Source organism: Lentzea sp. NPDC003310, assembly GCF_040610935.1.
Taxonomy (GTDB): Bacteria; Actinomycetota; Actinomycetes; order Mycobacteriales; family Pseudonocardiaceae; genus Lentzea.
Window position 1 is genome coordinate 89,964 of the sequence record NZ_JBEXNC010000010.1, and the last position, 16,805, is coordinate 106,768.

At 69.2% G+C, this 16,805-nt stretch carries 20 protein-coding genes; 2 read left to right on the plus strand and 18 right to left on the minus strand.

Going from position 1 to position 16,805, the window contains the following annotated elements; translation table 11 throughout:
• Nucleotides 1–7: 7 nt before the first annotated feature.
• From nuoE to ABZX02_RS21570, 9 genes are all read right to left on the minus strand, one after another.
• On the minus strand, nt 8–727 hold the full coding sequence (gene nuoE / locus ABZX02_RS21530) for an NADH-quinone oxidoreductase subunit NuoE (RefSeq protein WP_355300342.1): 720 nt from the start codon (nt 725–727) through the stop codon (nt 8–10).
• The gene (locus ABZX02_RS21535) at nt 724–2,124 is read right to left on the minus strand and encodes an NADH-quinone oxidoreductase subunit D (protein ID WP_355300343.1); all 1,401 of its coding nucleotides are present in this window, start codon (nt 2,122–2,124) and stop codon (nt 724–726) included. The genes nuoE and ABZX02_RS21535 overlap by 4 nt, the downstream gene beginning before the upstream one ends.
• Nucleotides 2,121–2,870, minus strand: coding sequence for an NADH-quinone oxidoreductase subunit C (locus ABZX02_RS21540; RefSeq protein ID WP_355300344.1), 750 nt, complete (start codon nt 2,868–2,870; stop codon nt 2,121–2,123). Before ABZX02_RS21540 ends, ABZX02_RS21535 begins: the two co-directional genes overlap by 4 nt.
• Nucleotides 2,867–3,418: an NADH-quinone oxidoreductase subunit B gene (locus ABZX02_RS21545; protein WP_086666372.1), complete on the minus strand. Its 552-nt coding sequence runs from the start codon at nt 3,416–3,418 to the stop codon at nt 2,867–2,869. The genes ABZX02_RS21540 and ABZX02_RS21545 overlap by 4 nt, the downstream gene beginning before the upstream one ends.
• Nucleotides 3,419–3,425: 7 nt before the next feature.
• Complete coding sequence (locus ABZX02_RS21550) at nt 3,426–3,791, minus strand: NADH-quinone oxidoreductase subunit A (RefSeq protein WP_030478224.1); 366 nt, start codon at nt 3,789–3,791, stop codon at nt 3,426–3,428.
• 265 nt (nt 3,792–4,056) lie between these two features.
• Nucleotides 4,057–5,322, minus strand: a complete 1,266-nt coding sequence (locus ABZX02_RS21555; protein ID WP_355300345.1) for a geranylgeranyl reductase family protein — start codon at nt 5,320–5,322, stop codon at nt 4,057–4,059.
• A gap of 288 nt (nt 5,323–5,610) precedes the next feature.
• On the minus strand, nt 5,611–6,327 hold the full coding sequence (locus ABZX02_RS21560; RefSeq protein WP_355300346.1) for a demethylmenaquinone methyltransferase: 717 nt from the start codon (nt 6,325–6,327) through the stop codon (nt 5,611–5,613).
• A 35-nt stretch (nt 6,328–6,362) separates the two neighbouring features.
• Nucleotides 6,363–7,460: a glycosyltransferase family 1 protein gene (locus ABZX02_RS21565; RefSeq protein ID WP_355300347.1), complete on the minus strand. Its 1,098-nt coding sequence runs from the start codon at nt 7,458–7,460 to the stop codon at nt 6,363–6,365.
• Nucleotides 7,457–8,530: a glycosyltransferase family 1 protein gene (locus ABZX02_RS21570; RefSeq protein ID WP_355300348.1), complete on the minus strand. Its 1,074-nt coding sequence runs from the start codon at nt 8,528–8,530 to the stop codon at nt 7,457–7,459. Before ABZX02_RS21570 ends, ABZX02_RS21565 begins: the two co-directional genes overlap by 4 nt.
• Before the next feature lie 144 nt (nt 8,531–8,674).
• On the opposite strand from ABZX02_RS21570, the gene ABZX02_RS21575 reads away from it, so the two are divergent.
• A complete protein-coding gene (locus ABZX02_RS21575) occupies nt 8,675–9,505 on the plus strand; it encodes an inositol monophosphatase (protein WP_355300349.1) in 831 nt (276 codons plus the stop codon).
• On the opposite strand, the gene ABZX02_RS21580 is transcribed toward ABZX02_RS21575, so the two are convergent.
• From ABZX02_RS21580 to ABZX02_RS21615, 8 genes are all read right to left on the minus strand, one after another.
• Nucleotides 9,490–10,104 (minus strand): hypothetical protein, encoded by a 615-nt coding sequence (locus ABZX02_RS21580; protein ID WP_355300350.1) that lies wholly within the window; start codon nt 10,102–10,104, stop codon nt 9,490–9,492. The genes ABZX02_RS21575 and ABZX02_RS21580 overlap by 16 nt on opposite strands.
• Before the next feature lie 179 nt (nt 10,105–10,283).
• Nucleotides 10,284–10,799, minus strand: a complete 516-nt coding sequence (locus ABZX02_RS21585; protein ID WP_355300351.1) for a hypothetical protein — start codon at nt 10,797–10,799, stop codon at nt 10,284–10,286.
• An 89-nt stretch (nt 10,800–10,888) separates the two neighbouring features.
• Nucleotides 10,889–11,929, minus strand: a complete 1,041-nt coding sequence (gene paaE / locus ABZX02_RS21590) for a 1,2-phenylacetyl-CoA epoxidase subunit PaaE (protein WP_355300352.1) — start codon at nt 11,927–11,929, stop codon at nt 10,889–10,891.
• Complete coding sequence (gene paaD, locus ABZX02_RS21595) at nt 11,930–12,421, minus strand: 1,2-phenylacetyl-CoA epoxidase subunit PaaD (RefSeq protein WP_355300353.1); 492 nt, start codon at nt 12,419–12,421, stop codon at nt 11,930–11,932. It lies immediately after the preceding gene.
• Nucleotides 12,418–13,302, minus strand: a complete 885-nt coding sequence (gene paaC / locus ABZX02_RS21600; RefSeq protein ID WP_355300354.1) for a 1,2-phenylacetyl-CoA epoxidase subunit PaaC — start codon at nt 13,300–13,302, stop codon at nt 12,418–12,420. Before paaC ends, paaD begins: the two co-directional genes overlap by 4 nt.
• Nucleotides 13,299–13,583 carry a 1,2-phenylacetyl-CoA epoxidase subunit PaaB gene (paaB, locus tag ABZX02_RS21605; protein ID WP_089915556.1) on the minus strand — a complete coding sequence of 95 codons (285 nt, stop codon included), beginning with the start codon at nt 13,581–13,583 and terminating at the stop codon, nt 13,299–13,301. Before paaB ends, paaC begins: the two co-directional genes overlap by 4 nt.
• A complete protein-coding gene (gene paaA / locus ABZX02_RS21610; protein ID WP_355300355.1) occupies nt 13,580–14,518 on the minus strand; it encodes a 1,2-phenylacetyl-CoA epoxidase subunit PaaA in 939 nt (312 codons plus the stop codon). The genes paaB and paaA overlap by 4 nt, the downstream gene beginning before the upstream one ends.
• Nucleotides 14,519–14,528: 10 nt before the next feature.
• On the minus strand, nt 14,529–14,960 hold the full coding sequence (locus ABZX02_RS21615) for a DUF3592 domain-containing protein (protein WP_355300356.1): 432 nt from the start codon (nt 14,958–14,960) through the stop codon (nt 14,529–14,531).
• 78 nt (nt 14,961–15,038) lie between these two features.
• On the opposite strand from ABZX02_RS21615, the gene ABZX02_RS21620 reads away from it, so the two are divergent.
• Nucleotides 15,039–16,271 carry an isochorismate synthase gene (locus ABZX02_RS21620; RefSeq protein WP_355300357.1) on the plus strand — a complete coding sequence of 411 codons (1,233 nt, stop codon included), beginning with the start codon at nt 15,039–15,041 and terminating at the stop codon, nt 16,269–16,271.
• On the opposite strand, the gene ABZX02_RS21625 is transcribed toward ABZX02_RS21620, so the two are convergent.
• Nucleotides 16,243–16,782, minus strand: coding sequence for a GrpB family protein (locus tag ABZX02_RS21625; RefSeq protein WP_355300358.1), 540 nt, complete (start codon nt 16,780–16,782; stop codon nt 16,243–16,245). The two genes, ABZX02_RS21620 and ABZX02_RS21625, sit on opposite strands and share 29 nt — an antisense overlap.
• Between the last annotated feature and the right edge of the window lie 23 nt (nt 16,783–16,805).

A 16,805-nucleotide genomic window follows, 5' to 3' on the forward strand; every position in this document is an offset into this window, starting at 1 on the left:
TTCGTCCCTACTTCTTTTCCGGCAGGGCCGGGAACTCGGGGTTGTCCGGCATCGCCGGAGCGTCCCAGCCGCGTTCCTGGGCGATCTTCGCGCCGCGCAACGACTCCGGCGCCGCCGACGGGCCGTCGAGGTCGGCGTCGCGACCCTCGAAGAACCCGGCCAGCTGGAGCTCGGCCTGCTTGAAGTCGGTGAGCGGGGCGCCGCGGGTGGGGTCGGGCTTCTCCCCCGCCTGCAACGCCTTCACGAGTCCCAGCGCCTTCTCGGGCGTCTGGTTGTCGTAGAACTCGTAGTTGACCTGCAGCACCGGGCCGAGGTCGCACGCGGCGAGGCACTCGGCATGCTCCAGCGTGATCGAGCCCGGCGTGCCCGGCTCGCCCGCGGTCTCCTCGTGGCCCACACCGAGGTGCTTCTTGAGCGTCGAGTAGATGTCGTCGCCGCCCAGCGCCGCGCACAGCGTGTTGGTGCAGACGCTCACGAGGTGCTCGCCGCACGGGCGGCGCTTGTACATCGTGTAGAACGTCGCGACCGCGCTGACCTCGGCCTCGGTCAGGTCGAGCTGCCCGGCGCAGAACCGGATGCCCTCCTGCGAGACGTACCCCTCGACGGACTGCACGAGGTGCAGCATCGGGAGCAGCGCGCTGCGGGACTGCGGGTAGCGGGCGATGATCGCCTGCGCCCTGTCCACAGTGGACTGGTCGAACGTGGTGTTCTCTGCTGCCTGGGTCATCGGTCGCAACCACCCATCACCGGGTCGATCGAGGCGACGGCGGCGATCACGTCGGCGACCATGCCGCCCTCGCACATCGCGGGCATCGACTGGAGGTTCACGAAGCTCGGTTCGCGCAGGTGCACGCGCATCGGCCGGGTGCCGCCGTCGGAGACGACGTGGTAGCCGAGCTCGCCGCGCGGCGACTCGACCGGCACGTAGACCTGGCCCGCGGGAACCTTGAAGCCCTCGGTCACCAGCTTGAAGTGGTGGATGAGGGACTCCATGGACTGGCCCATGATCTTGCGGACGTGCTCGAGCGAGTTGCCCATGCCGTCGCTGCCGATCGTGAGCTGGGCCGGCCACGCGATCTTCGCGTCCTCGACCATCACCGGACCGGTCGGCAGGCTCTTCACGACCTGCTTGATGATCCGCAGCGACTGGTGCATCTCCTCGAGGCGCAGCAGGTACCGCGCGAAGCAGTCCGCCGCGTTCGAGGTGGGCACGTCGAACTGGTAGTTCTCGTAGCCGCAGTACGGCTCGACCTTGCGCAGGTCCCAGGCGAGGCCCGCGGAGCGCAGGATCGGGCCGGTGATGCCGAGCGCGAGGCACGCGTCGACGGGCAGGTAGCCCACGCCCGCGAGGCGGTTGCGCCAGATCGGCTGACCGGTGAGCAGCTTGTCGTAGTCCGGGAGGCGCTTCTCCATGACCTTGACGAACGCGTTGATCTTCTCGACGGCGTCCGTCGGCAGGTCCTGCGCGATGCCGCCGGGGCGGATGAACGCGTGGTTCATGCGCAGGCCGGTGAGGTGCTCCAGCAGGTGCAGCGCCTCTTCGCGCTCGCGGAAGCCGGAGGTCATGCCGGTGAGGGCACCGAGCTCCATGCCGCCGGTGGCGAGGGCCACGAGGTGCGAGCTGATGCGGTTGAGCTCCATGAGGAGCACGCGGATCGCCTGCGCCTTGTCCGGCACCGTGATGCCGAGCAGCTTCTCGACGCTCATGCAGTACGCGGCTTCGTGGTGCAGCGGCGCCAGGTAGTCCGTGCGCGTCACGAACGTGACGCCCTGGACCCAGTTCCGGTACTCGACGTTCTTCTCGATGCCCGTGTGCAGGTAGCCGATGACGCTGCGCGCGTGCGTGACCGTCTCGCCCTCGAGCTCGAGGACCAGGCGGAGCACGCCGTGCGTCGACGGGTGCTGCGGGCCGAGGTTCATGACGATGCGCTCGTCGTGGACCGCGTCCGCGAGCACCTCGTCCCAGTCGCCGCCGGTGACCGTGTAGACGGTGCCCTCGGTGGTGCGCCGGGACTCGGCGACCTCCGTGTCGACGCTGGTGCGGGTGTTCACGTCGTCCGTGCTGTCGCTGCCGGTGGCGCTGGTGTTCGTCCCGGTGGTGACGTCGGAAAGCCGCTCGGTCATGAGTACGACCGCCTCTGGTCCGGCGGAGGAATCTCCGCGCCCTTGTACTCGACCGGAATGCCGCCCAGCGGGTAGTCCTTGCGCTGCGGGTGGCCGTCCCAGTCGTCCGGCATGAGGATGCGGGTCAGTCCGGGGTGACCGTCGTAGATGATCCCGAACATGTCCCAGGTCTCGCGCTCCTGCCAGTCCGCCGTCGGGTAGACCTCGACGAGGCTCGGCACGTGCGGGTGCTCGACGTCGACGGCGACTTCCAGCCGCACGCGGCGGCGGTACGTCATCGACGTGAGGTGCGTGACCGAGTGCAGGCGCTGCGGCACGTCGGCGCCGTAGTCCACGCCCGACACGGAGCTGCAGAGCTCGAAGCGCAGCGACGGGGTGTCGCGGAAGATCCGCGCGACCTCCAGCAGCGTCTCCGGCTTGAGGTAGAAGGTGATCTCTCCGCGGTCGACGGTGACCTGCTGGACCGTGTCCGCGGGCAGGCCCTTCTCACCGATCGCGGCGAAGAGCTCGTCCGCGACCTCGTCGAACCAGCCGCCGTACGGGCGCTCGGAGGGAGCAGCCACGTGGGCGGGCAGGCGCAGGCCACCGAATCCGGACGTGTCACCGGAGCCGGTGACGCCGAAGAGGCCCTTGCGCTCCTTGCCGGCGAAGATCGGCGCCTTCTCGCGCGCCTCGATGGGGTTGGTCTTCTCGAGGTCCTCTCCAGCGCGGTTGACGCTGGAGTGCTCTCCCCCTGGCTCGGTCACTTCTTCCTCGCAAAACGCTCGGAGGACGGGATGAGATCGGTGCGGTAGCCCGAGTCGGCGAGTGCCTTGGCGCGCACGGCGTTGAGCGGCTCGTCCATGATCTTGGCGTGGATCTTGAGGATCGCGTCCATCAGCATCTCCGGCCGCGGCGGGCAGCCCGGCAGGTACATGTCGACGGGCACGACGTGGTCCACGCCCTGCACCACCGCGTAGTTGTTGAACATGCCGCCGGTGCTGGCGCACACGCCCATGGCCAGCACCCAGCGCGGCTCGGGCATCTGGTCGTAGATCTGCCGCAGGACCGGCGCCATCTTGTTGGTGACGCGGCCGGCCACGATCATCAGGTCCGCCTGGCGCGGTGAGGCCCGGAAGACCTCCATGCCGAAGCGGGCGAGGTCGTAGCGCGGACCACCCGTCGTCATCATCTCGATGGCGCAGCAGGCCAGGCCGAAGGTGGCAGGCCAGAGCGAGGACTTGCGGGTCCAGTTGACCAGCTTCTCGACGCTGACCAGCAGGATGCCGTTCGGGAGCTTCTCCTCGAGACCCATGACTTCCTCAGTTCCAGTCGAGGCCGCCGCGACGCCACACGTAGACGTACGCGAAGCCGACCGTGGCGACGAACAGGACGATCTCCACCAGCCCGAACAGGCCGAGCTTGTCGGCCGCTACGGCGAACGGGTAGAGGAAGACCATTTCGATGTCGAACAAGATGAACAGCATCGCCGTCAGGTAGTACGCGACGGGCATGCGCCCGCCACCCACCACCGGCTGCGGGCTCGGCTCGATGCCGCACTCGTACGCGTCGAGCTTCGCCTTGTTGTAGCGGCGGGGTCCGATGTACGGCGCTGCGGTCACCGAGAACAGTGCGAACGCCCCGGCAAGCGCGAACATCAATACGAGGGGGAGGTAAGGGTCAAGCACGCTCCGTCGTCCTTTCCTCGCGGTCGACCGCACCCTAAGGGTGTTGTTCTGCGACTCGTTTGTTAGGCGAACCTAACAAACGCTTGTGAAACAGTTCACAAGCTTGTTCACACTGTTGTGAAGTGATTCACAAGGTCGCTCGCCAGTGTAGAACGCCCGTAAATGACCTAGATCACAGGGTCTGACCTGGGGCTTTAACCTGCCCGTCATATGCGAAACGGCACCGGCTCGTATTGAGCCGGTGCCGTCACCTATTCGGAGTAATTTACGCGGTCGGAGCGAGCTTCGTCGCGGCCACGATCAGCTTGTCCATTGAGTCGCCGTCCTTGGGGTCGTAGAGGCCCGCAAGCAGCTTGAGCACGAGTTTCATCAGGCGTTTCCGCGGCATTCCGTACTTCGTTGCGGTCCGCATGATCGCCGGGTTACCGATGAGCTTCGAGAAGACGTTGCCCAAACGGTAGTAACTGCCGAGCGCCTCCTCGATCCTCACCGGGTAGCCGTGGAGCGCTCGTTCACGGTTGACGCCGGTCCTCGCGAGGGCCTGGACGATGCTTTCGCTGGCGATCTTGGCCGACTCCATGGCGTAGCCGATGCCCTCGCCGTTGAACGGGTTGACCATGCCGCCCGCGTCGCCGACGAGCACCAGGCCCGCCCGGTAGTGCGGCTTGCGGTTGAGGCCCATCGGGAGCGCGGCGCCACCGATGCGGCTGGTCGCGTTCTCCTCGCGGAAGCCCCACTCCTCCGGGGTGGCGTCCAGCCAAGAGCGCAGGAGCTGGCGGTAGTCCGTGGTGCCGTAGGCCTTGGACGTGCTGAGGATGCCCAGGCCGACGTTCACGCTGCCGTCGCCCATGCCGAAGATCCAGCCGTAGCCGGGCAGCAGCTGGCCGTCCGGGGCCCAGAGCTCCAGGTGGGACTCGAGGTAGTCGTCCTTGGTGCGCGGGCTGTTGTAGTAGCGGCGGACCGCCACGCCCATGGGCTTGGCGTCGTCCTTCTGGAGGCCGACGCTCAGGGCGAGACGTGCGGAGACGCCGTCGCAGCCGACGACGATCGGGGCCCGGTAGGTGACCGGGTTCTTCTCCGGACCCTGCTTGGCCTCGACGCCGACCACGCGGCCGTTCTCGATGATGGCCTTGGTGACGGTGGTGTGCTCGTGCATGCGGGCGCCGGCTGCCTTCGCGGCGTTCGCGAGCATCTCGTCGAAGTCCATGCGGGGGCGGACCACGCCGTAGTTCGGGAACGTGGCCAGGTCCGGCCAGTCCAGTTCCATCGTGACGCCGCCGCCGACCACCCGCAGGCCCTTGTTGTGCAGCCAGCCGTTGGACTCGCGGGTGTCGATGCCGAGGTCGATGAGTTGCTTGACGCCTCGGGGGGTGAGGCCGTCGCCGCAGACCTTCTCCCTGGGGAAGGTGCTCTTCTCGAGGAGGAGGACGTCGAGGCCTGCCCTGGCGAGGTAGGTGGCCGCGGTCGAGCCCGCCGGTCCCGCGCCTACGACGATGACGTCGGCGTCCTCGTTGATCCCGCGCCTGCTCATCCAGACTCCCTAACGTGTGCCGTGACTCCCTTGCGACTCTAACCGGACGTTGCTGAGGGTTCTGTTCGCGTGGGTCGGCTTGCGTGGGCGGGCGCCTGTTTGTCGGGGGTTGGTCGCGTTGGGTTGGTTCCCGTCACCTTGCGAGAGTGCTCACGCGGGCCGGGACGATGTAGTGGGTTGCGCTCGGGGATTACCGCTACCTAGCGCGTCGAGGTTCGTCGGGCTCGCATCGCCGCGCCAGGCTGCGTGCGAGGGCAGGCGCCTGTTTCAGGCGGCCGATGGCCGTGCCTATGCCTCGGCGAGGTCGTCTGCCTTCGGCTTTGGCTTCGTGGCTCGGTGCAGCGCGACCATGCCGCCGGTCAGGTTGAACCAGGCCACGTCCTCCCAGCCCGCCTGCGAGATGAGCTCGCCCAGGGAGCGCTGGTCCGGCCAGGAGGCCATGGATTCCGCCAGGTAGGAGTAGGCGACCGGGTTGCTCGAGACGAACTTCGCGATCAGCGGGAGGAGTTTGAGCAGGTAGCGCATGTAGACGAAGCGGAACGGCTTCCAGACCGGGGTCGAGACCTCGCAGATGACCATGCGGCCACCCGGCTTGGTCACGCGCGCCATTTCGCGGAGAGCCGCGACCGTGTCGTTGAAGTTGCGGATGCCGAAGGAGACCGTCACCGCGTCGAACGAGTCGTCCTTGAAGGGGAGGCGGAGCGCGTCCGCGGCCACCTTCGGGACTCGGCGGTGTTCGCCTGAGGCGAGCATGCCCACGGAGAAGTCCGCCGCCACGCACCAGGCGCCTGAGGCGGCGTACTCGACGGTGGAGACTGCGGTGCCCGCGGCCAGGTCGAGGACCTTCTCGCCGGGGCGTGCGTCGAGGACGCGGCGGCTCCACTCCCGCCAGCGGCGGTCGAAGCCCAGCGTCATGACCGAGTTCGTGCGGTCGTAGCCCTTGGCCACGCCGTCGAACATCTCGGCTACTTCGCGTGGGTTCTTGTCCAGGCCGGCTCGCGACATGCCTAGAGACTAAGTCAGGTCCGCTGAGATCTTCTTCAGGGCACCTTCAGGGCGGTGAGCATGCCGGTGACGGCCTGGTGCCACGGGTACTGCTCCGCTCTCGCCCTCGCGGCCTCGCGGGAGCCGGTTTCGAGGAGGTGGCGGGCGGCTGTGGCGAAGGCCTCGGCGTGGTCCTGGACGGCCGCGCCGCAGGACGGCTGGACGATCTCGCGCAGAGCGCTGCTCTGGCTGACGACCACCGGGGTGCCGCTGGCCAGGGCTTCCAGGGCGGCGAGGCCGAACGTCTCGTGCGGGCCTGGTGCGAGGGAGAGGTCTGCCGAGGCGAGCAGGGAGGCCACGTCGAGGCGGGACTTCACGAAGCCCAGGAAGGTGACGGGCAGGCCCGCCGCGCGCTTTTCCAGGGCGGCTCGCCTTGGGCCGTCGCCCGCGATCACGAGTCTGGCGGAGTGGCCCTGGTCGTGGAGTTCGGCGAGGGTGTCGACGGAGCGTTCCACGTGCTTCTCCGGGGACAGGCGTCCACAGTGGATCAGCAGGTTCTCCTTGCCCTGCAGGAGGTCCTGGCGGAGGTCCGCGGAGTGGCGGCTCGGGGTGAAGGTGGCCAGGTCGACGCCGAGCGGGACCTGGGTGACGTTGCGGGCGCCGATGCGGTCGAACTCCTCGCGGGCGAACGCGGTCGTGCAGACGACGGTGTCGTAGGAGGCGGCCATGCGGCGGTTCGCCCAGTCAGCGGCGCGTTCGGACGGGGTTTCCGGGAGCACGAACCGCAGCAGGCGGTCGAGGCGTTCGTGGGAGATGACCACGTTCGGGATGTCCCGTTCGGTCGCCCAGGAACCCATGCCGCGCAACGTGAGGCGGTCGGAGACCTCCAGGCGGTCCGGGCGGAGGTCGGCCATGAGCGATTTGACGCGCCACGGGTCGACGACGCGGTAGCCGCCCGTGTACGGGATCTCGAGGGCCGGGAGCGTGATCCGGCGGACGCCGCCCGGCAGGTGTTCGTCGGCTGCTCGTGCGCCCGGCACGACCAGCACCACCTCGTGGCCCAGCTGCACGTAGCCGGTGCCGAGGTGGTGCAGGGCCGTGCGGAGGCCGCCCGACTTGGGGCCGTAGAAGTTGGCCAGCTGGACGATCCTCAAGCGGCGGCCCGGTGCGTCAGTCCGGTCACCGCGGCGTAGTGGCCCATCAGCTCGTCGCAGATCGCGGGCCAGGTGCGGCCCAGGACGGACTTGCGGGCGGCGAGGCCGAAGCGCCTGCGCCGCAACGGGTCGCGCAGCAGGTCGACGTACTGCGCGATGTCCTCCTCGAACAGGTAGCCGGTGCGACCGTGGCGGACCAGGTCGCGGGGGCCGCCCGCGTTCGGGGCGAGGACCGGGAGACCGGTGGCGAGCGCCTCCTGGACCGCCTGGCAGAACGTCTCGTGCGGGCCGGTGTGGATGAAGACGTCCAGGGACGCGTAGGCCTCGGCGAGCTCCTGGCCGGTGCGGAAGCCCAAGAACTCGGCGTCCGGCATGTCCTTCTCGAGCTGCTCGCGGTCCGGGCCGTCGCCGACGATGCGGAGCTTGACGCCCGGCAGGTCGTGGAGCTCCTTGAGGCGCTGGACCTGCTTTTCCGGGGCCAGCCTGCCGACGTAGCCGACGGTCAGCTGGTCGTTGTGCTTCGGGCGCGGGTGGAAGAGGTCGATGTCGACGCCCCTGCCCCACCGGTGCACGCGCGGGACGCCGTGCTCCTCGAGCGCCTCGACCGCCGAGCTCGACGGGGCGAGCGTGCGGTCCGCCAGCGTGTGCAGGCGCTTGGTCCAGCGCCACGCGGCCCGTTTGGTGAGGCCGAGGCCGTAGCTGCCGGCGAACCCCGCCACGTCGGTCTGGTAGACGGCGACGGTCGGCACGTCGAGCTTGCGCGCCGCTCTGAGGCCGTAGGCGCCGAGCACGAACGGTGACGCGAGGTGCACCACGTCGGGCTGGAAGTCGGCGAGGGCGTGCAGCACTCTCGGGCCCGGCACGCCGATGGGGAGACTCGTCACCATGGGCACGTCGACGGAGGGGACTCTGACGACGGGCGTGCCGTGGTGCTCGTCGGCACCCGCGCCCGGCGCAACGACCATCGCCTGATGTCCGTTGCGGCGCAGGTGCTCCAGGACCCGGAGCACCGAGTTGGTGACTCCGTTCACCTGGGGCAGGAAGCTCTCGGTCACGATCGCTACGCGCACAGGGACACCCTGAGGTGCCCGCATGAAGTCCGCGTGACGCGGGATTTGACGTGGACGGAACACCTCACGTCGTGGCCAGGTGATCGTCGATTCGTCACCTGCGCTTCGGTTTCCGGTCACACAGCGCGGTGAAACTAGGCCAGCATGACCGTCTTGTCTTCCCGTCCCGCGCACCCGGTCGATCCCGGCCTGGTGTCCATCGCGCTGGAAGTGGCCGGTCGCCTGGCCAACGACGCCTCCGACGTCATCATGGCCACCGCCGGCCGCGGTGTGCGGCCCGACTCCGACGAGTCGCCGTTCGACTGGGTCACCGACACCGACCGCACGCTGGAACGGCACACCCGCCGCGTGCTCACCGCCGAGTTCCCCTCGATCCCGGTGTTCTGCGAGAACTCGGACGCGGTCACCGGTGACTCGGAGTTCCGCTGGGTCGTCGACCCCGTGGACGGCACCGCGAACTACACCGCGGGCATGCCGTGGTGCGCCTACAGCCTCGCGCTGGTGGACCGCTGGGGACCGGTCGTCGGCGTGGTCGCCGACCCGTACCGCTCGCAGATCTACGCCGCCGCCCGCGGCCGTGGCATGCGTGCGAACGGCACGCCCGTGCGCCTGACCGAACGCCAAGGGGACTCGTTGGTGGTGTGCACGGAGATGACGCGCACGGGTCCGTGGCCCGGCATGGGTGAGTTCATCTCCACGGCCGCGATAGCGGGCACGGGCGTGCGCGTTCTCGGCTCCAAATGCCTCGCCGTCGCACAAGTGGCGCTGGGACACGTGGCCGCTGCCGTGCTGCACGGCTACCACGAGTGGGATGTGGCCGGTGCGGTGTCATTGGCCGTGGAGTCGGGTGCGGTCGTGCTCGACCGACGCGGCGAGGGCGCCCAACTACCTGCGGACGGCCTTCTCGTGGCCGCGCCCGAGGCGGCCGACGAGGTGCTGAGCTGGTGGCAGTCGGCGCTTCAGGTCGACAGCTGAGGCAGCTGCTTCTCCAGGAACTCGAGGTGCGTGCGCGCCTCGTCCAGCTCGGGGTGGTCGAACATCTGCAACGCCACCCGCGCGACCTCGTTCTCGAACGCGTGGAAGTCGTGCGTGGCCTGGAGGAGCCGCTGGTAGACCGGGTGCTGCTGGTCGACGGCACCGAGCGCCCTGCCGAGCTGCGCGATGCCGCGCACGTCGTCGAGCTCCGCCGCGAGCTGGCCGCTGATCCGCTGCAGCCACTCCTTGGCCGCCGAGTTCGGCACGGTCTGCACTGCCGCGGCGACCCGGCGCGTCGAGGCCGCACACCGTTCGACCAGGTCGGACCACATGTCGAAGGGCTGCTGCGGGTACGGCAGGGGCATCGGCTGCGGGCGCGGCTTCTGGACCGAGCTGCGGATGGCGCCGACGATCGTGCCGAGGACGGCTCCGGGGATGCCGCCGAACAGCAGCGAGACGAAGCCGATCGCGACGAACGTGATGAAGGGCGAGGACTCCGGGGCACCGCTCGGGGTGGTGAGGTCGATGACCGTCGTGAGGGCGCCCATGAGCAGGGTGCCGATCAAGGCACCCCAGAGAGCTGAACGGACGACGACCATGCATCGATCGTGCCACGTTCATCGGCCGTTCGTGGGCTTGTCTGAGATCGCGGGGGCTGGATCTCAGGCGTCGAAGTCGACGGTCACGCACTCGCGGTCCGTCTGGAGATCTTGGGCGAACATATGTCTGTGCTATCTTTTTCTTGTCGGTTCCAGTAGGAGCCGGAAGTGGACCCGGTTCACCGTCCGGACGGTCGGTTGCCGGGTTTCGCGTTTTCTGGGCAGTGGTCGAGCCTCATCACCGAGTCGAGCATCGGCTGAACTCGTTGCCGCCAGTCGCCTCCGGCTCCGAAGCACCAGGCGAGTGCGTCACTGGCCCACAGGACCGGGTCTTCCGCCGGTCGCAGGTGTTCGTAGGTGAACGGCTCGTCCGTCTTCTCCAGCACCGCCGCCAGCGTCTGCCTGTCACGCACGTCCTGGTGGGCGCAGCTTTCGATCGCAAGCCGGGTGACACCGAGTTCCTGCAGCCAGGTCGCCGCAGCCGAGAGGCATAGCTGGCGAGCACGGATGTCGTCGGAGTCCCGAACGGTCCACACCGCCGCCCGGACGCCCATTTCGCGCAGCCTGGCGGCGATTTCCCGCCGCCGTGAGTCGCTCTCCTTCTTGAAGTGAACCCGACGCTGTCCCGGCTTCACGAGCCGCCGCAGGGATGATCGAATCGCGTCCAGCTCACGCGGTCGGACGACCACCGCCACGACGAGGTAGGTCGCACCTCGTCGAGACTCGTCCAGGAAGCCATGCCACATGGACCATATGGTCTCAAAGGAGTAACGAGCTACTCCGATCAGGCGTCGAAGTCGACCGTCACGCACTCGCTCGTCGGCAGCGCCTGGCACGTGAGCACGAACCCGGCCGCCACCTCGGACTCGTCGAGCGCGTAGTTGCGGCGCATCTCCACCGTGCCCTCCGTGACGAGCGCACGGCACGTGCCGCACACACCGCCCTTGCACGCGAACGGCAGGTCGGCGCGCACGCGCTGTGCGGCGTCCAGGATCGGCTCGTCGGCCGGTAGTGGCAGGGTGGTCGACTTGCCGTCCAGCACGACCGTGACCGAGGCGGCGGCGTCGACGACGGCTTCCTTGCGGCGGGGTGGGGGCGGTGGCTCGTCCACGTAGAAGAGCTCGTGGTGCACTCGTTCGGTGGGCACGCCGCGATCGCGCAGCACGGCCGTTGCGTCCTGCACCATCTCGTACGGGCCGCACAGCCACCACTCGTCGATGGCGTCGAACGGGACGACGCTGCCGAACAGCGCCGTGAGCTTCTCGGCGGTGAGGCGGCCGGTGAACAGTTCCACGTCGCGCGGTTCGCGGGACAGGACGTGGATCAGCTGGAAGGTGGCCGGGTAGCGGTCCTTCAGGTCGGCCAGTTCGTCGGCGAACATCACCGTGTTCGTGCTGCGGTTGCCGTACATCAGGGTCACTCGGGCGCCGGTGGCGAGGACCGTGGCGGCGATCGAGAGGGCCGGGGTGATGCCCGAGCCCGCTACGACCAGGCCGTGGTGGGCGGCGGTGCCGGTCGGGGTGAACTTGCCCAGCGGCGGCAGGACCTCGAGCACGTCGCCGGGGGCCACGCGGTCCACGAGCCAGGTCGAGAACTGGCCGCCGTCCACGCGGCGCACGCCGATGCGCGGGGCGGCGCCGGTGGGGGCGCAGATCGAGTACGAGCGGCGTTCGTCGCCCTGGCGCACGGTCAGGTACTGGCCCGCGGTGAAGGCGAACTCGTCGGAGAGGTCACCGGGCACGTCGAACGTGACGGCCACGGCGTCGTCGCAGAGGCGGTCGACGCGGGCGACCGTCAGCTTGTGGAAGGCAGCGCGGCGAGCCACTCAGATCTCCTTGACGTGCTCGAACGGTTCGGCGCAGGCGTGGCAGCGGCGCAGGGCCTTGCACGCGGTCGAGCCGAACCGGGAAATCTCGGACGTGTTGGGCGAGCCGCACTGCGGGCAGGCGACCTGCCGGGACGGCGGGACGAGGTTCAGCGGGACCGGGCCGGCGACGGACGGGCCGATGCGCGACGGCGGTGCGATGCCCGCGGCGGCGAGCTTCGAGCGGCCCTCGTCGCTGATCCAGTCCGTGGTCCAGGCCGGGGACAGCGACAGGCGCACCTCGACGTCGGAGTAGCCCGCTTTCACGAGCGATCGGCGCAGGTCGGCGCCCATCTCGTCGATCGCGGGGCAGCCGGAGTAGGTCGGGGTGATGGTGACGACGACGCGTCCGTCGGTCTCGGACACTTCGCGCAGCACGCCGAGGTCGGCCAGCGTGAGGACCGGAAGCTCCGGGTCCCGCACGGCCGATGCGACCTCCAGTGCCGTGGTCACCACACCGCTCCTGGCAACGAACGGTGCAGATGCTGCATCTCGGCGAGCAGGTAGCCCATCGCCTCCGTGTGCACGCCATCGCGACCGGCCATGCCCGCGACCCGGGCGGCCTTGGTGTCCGTCGGACGCGTGAGGCCGGCGGCGGACAGCACCGCTTCGAGCACACCGTCCACTTCGGACCGCAGCGAGGCGGGGTCGACGGCGACGCCCTGCAGGGCGACCTCGACCGCGTGCGTCGCGAACAGCTCGTCCACGAACGGCCACACGCGCTCCAGGCCCGCCTGCATGCGGCGGTGCGACTCGACGGTGCCGTCGCCGAGCCGGATGGTCCACTGAGCAGCGTGGTCGCGGTGGTAGGCCAGCTCCTTGAGGCCCTTCTCGGCGATCGCCTTCAGCACCGGGTCGGCCGAGCCGCGCAGCCGCGAGAACAGCGCGAGCCGCCACGACGAGAACACCAGCAGGCGCGCGATGGTCGCCGCGAAGTCGCCACCGGGGCCGGGACCGCAGTCGATCTCGGCCAGGTGCACGTTGCGGAACTCGCGCTCGTCGCGCAGGTAGGCCAGCGCGTCCTCGTCGCGGCCGAGCACCTCGCCGGCGCGGGTGAGGAGCATCCGGGCCTGGCCGAGCAGGTCCAGCGCGATGTTGGCGAGCGCGATGTCCTCCTCCAGCTCGGGAGCGCGCGAGCACCACTCCGAGAGCCGCTGAGAGAAGATCAACGCGTCGTCGCCGAGCATCAGGCAGTAGGCGGCGAGGGCTTCTTTGTCGACGCCGGCGGGGAACTCGCGGTCGACGCCGGACAGGGCTTCCGAGAAGCCCGTGCCGAACGCCCAGTGCGCGTCCTCGTGGCCGAGCAACGACTCGTACGCGTTATCGAAGCTCATAGGTGCGGCACGTCCTCGGGGATCGCGTAGAACGTCGGGTGCCGGTAGACCTTGTCGCCGGACGGCGCGAAGAACGGGTCCTTCTCGTCCGGAGAGGACGCCGTGATCTCCGTGGCGGGCACGACCCAGATGGACACGCCTTCGTTGCGACGCGTGTACACGTCCCGTGCGTTGCGCAAGGCCATCTCGGCGTCAGGCGCGTGCAGGGACCCCACGTGCACGTGGTTCAGCCCTCGCTTGCCACGCACGAACACTTCCCACAACGGCCACGACGTGCTCACGCGGCACCTTCCTTACGTGCGTGCTTGGCAGCGTGTGCGGCGGCGGCCTCACGGACCCATGCGCCGTCCTCGTGCGCCTTGCGGCGGTGGGCGATGCGCTGCTCGTTGCAGACGCCGCCACCCTTGACGACCTGCCAGAACTCGTCCCAGTCGGGCGAGCCGAAGTCGTACTGCCCGCGCTCTTCGTTCCACTTGAGCTCGGGGTCCGGGAACGTCACGCCGAGCGCCTCGGCCTGCGGCACGCTCATGTTCACGAACTTCTGCCGCAGCTCGTCGTTGGTGTCGCGCTTGATCCGCCACGCCATCGACTGTTCGGTGTTCGTGGACTCCGCGTCCGGCGGGCCGAACATCATCAGCGCCGGCCACCACCAGCGGTTGACCGAGTCCTGCACCATGTCGCGCTGCTGCTGCGTGCCGCGCATCATCGTCATGAGCAGCTCGTAGCCCTGACGCTGGTGGAACGACTCCTCTTTGCAGATGCGGATCATCGCGCGCGCATACGGCCCATAGGACGTGCGGCACAACGGCACCTGGTTGCAGATCGCGGCACCGTCGACCAGCCACCCGATCACGCCGACGTCCGCGAACGTGAGCGTCGGGTAGTTGAAGATCGACGAGTACTTCTGGCGGCCCTCGATGAGCTTGGTCGTGAGGTCCTCGCGGTCCGCGCCGAGCGTCTCCGTCGCCGAGTACAGGTACAGCCCGTGCCCGGCCTCGTCCTGCACCTTGGCGAGCAGGATCGCCTTGCGCCGCAGCGACGGCGCGCGGCTGATCCAGTTGCCCTCCGGCTGCATCCCGATGATCTCGGAGTGCGCGTGCTGGGCGATCTGCCTGATCAGGGTCTTGCGGTAGCCGTCGGGCATCCAGTCGCGCGGCTCGATGCGCGCCTCGGCCTGCACCGTGCGCTCGAAGCGCAGCTCCAGGTCATCCGCCATGCCCTCGATGTTACACCCGAGTGCCGAATCTGCGTAGAACTGTCACAACCGCGGCGATGACGATCCAGACGGACACGAGGAACGTTCCGACGGGCAACAGGCTGAGGACCGCGGTCCGGCCGGCGACGCGCACGAGTTCGGGGTTCGTCTGGTCGTACTCGACCCTCACGTTGTCCCCGACGTTGAGCCCGGCCGGGTAGAGCACGCCTTGAGACGGGATGATCACGCGCCCGTCCGGTGTGGCGTAGCGCACAACCGTCCGGTTGAAGGCGACGGAGTCGACCTGCGCGACCGCCTGCCCCATCGACCGTTCGATGGCCACGTCGTCACGCCAGCACGCGATGGGCAAAAGCACGCACACGAGCGTGATCACGCCACCGACGACGAACAACGCTCTGCAGACCGCACGGCGGACGCGTACACCGCGGGGCGTCTTGGTCACTGCGTCCTCCACCACAACTGAGAAGTCTAGAGCCGGGCGGATGCCGCGCTTTCAGGTTGAGGTCCATACAGTCGGACTGTGACCTCAGCACCCACATCGCGAGCACGGCAGCGAATCCGCGTCCGGTCCCGGCGCGACACCGCCGGTGACCTGCTCGGACTGCTGCCGGACCCGGAGCACGCGCTCGCCTGGGTGCGCGACGGGTCCGGCCTGGTCGGCTGGGGCGAGGCGGCACGGCTGGAGGTCAGCGGCCCGGACCGGTTCGCGCAGGCGGACAAGTGGTGGCAGGAGTTCTGCGCGCACCTAGACGTGGACGACGAGCTGGGCGTCCCGGGCAGCGGACCTGTGGCTTTCGTCTCGATGGCCTTCGCGGACTCCCCCGGCGACTCGGTGCTGATCGTGCCCGAGGTCGTCGTCGGCCGCCGCAACGGCGAGCAGTGGATCACCACGATCGGCGCCTCCGACCCCGCCCCCGACGTCCAGCCGCTCTCCCGCCCCTCGTCCGTCCGCTACGCCAACGGTCAGCTGCCGGTCACGCAGTACCGCGAGGCCGTGCGCAAGGCCGTGGCCCGCATGCGCGGCGGCGAACTGGACAAGGTCGTCCTCGCCCACGACCTGGTCGCGCTCACCGACCGCCGCCTGGACCAGCGGTTCGTGCTGCAGGGCCTGGCCCGCCGCTATCCCGAGTGCTGGGCGTACGCCGTGGACGGCCTGGTCGGCGCCACCCCGGAACTGCTGCTGCGCCGCACCGGCTCCGTGGTCGACTCGCGCGTGCTGGCCGGCACCACGTGGCCGCACGACGGCGTGTCCGACGAGGAACTCGCTTCGGCGCTGATGTCGTCGGAGAAGAATCTGGAAGAGCACGACTACGCGGTCCGCTCTCTCGCGGACACCCTCAGGCCGTTCTGCGCCACCATGTCCGTTGAGGGGCCCTCGGTGCTGAGGCTGCCCAACGTGTCGCACCTGTCGTCGGACGTCATCGGCACGTTGGAGTCCTCTGTCTCGTTGCTGCACCTCGGCGAGGCTGTACATCCCACGGCCGCGGTGGGTGGCACGCCCCGTTTGGACGCCACGCAGCTCATCGCCCAGTTGGAGGGGATGGATCGCGGGCGGTACGCCGGGCCCGTGGGGTGGATCGACGGGAACGGGGACGGCGAGCTCGGGATCGCGCTGCGGTGCGCGCAGATCTCGGGGTCGACGGCGCGGTTGTTCGCGGGGTGCGGGCTGGTGGCGGACTCGGATCCGGACATCGAGGTGCAGGAGGCGCACGCCAAGATGCGGCCTATGCGTGAGGCGCTCGAAGGACTGTAGCCACGAACGTGGCCTTGCCTTCCGTGTACGCCTCACGGTCGTGGCCGCTCTCGTCGGATAGACGGCGCTTGAGGTCCGCGTAGGCCTGGGCGAGGGCCTTGTCGGCGCGGAGGGCGTCGCGGAACCGGAGTTGGTCGGTCCACCTGGGGTGGCCTGCCTGGATGACGTGCAGGTGGGCTTCACGGCGTTGGCCTGTGGCGTCTGGTTTGACGTAGAAGCGGCGCCACGGGCGGTTGTCAAGGTGCGGGGGCACGTGGACCCAGCCGTGAGTGGCCAGAAGGGCCGGGGTCGCGGCGTCCAGGGTGGTCACCGAGGCCATCAGGTCGATGACCGGTTTGGCGGCCAGGCCTGGGACCGCGGTGGAGCCGACGTGTTCCACGCCGTCGACCAGCCACGGGGCCAGCAGGTGGGTGAGGGTGTCGCGTTCCGCTGCCGCTCGGGTGGCCCAGCTCGGGTCGTGCGGGTGGACCTCCGGTCGTTCGTAGGCCCAGGGCGGGGCTTTCTCGGACACTCTCCACGCCTTTCGGAGGGCGG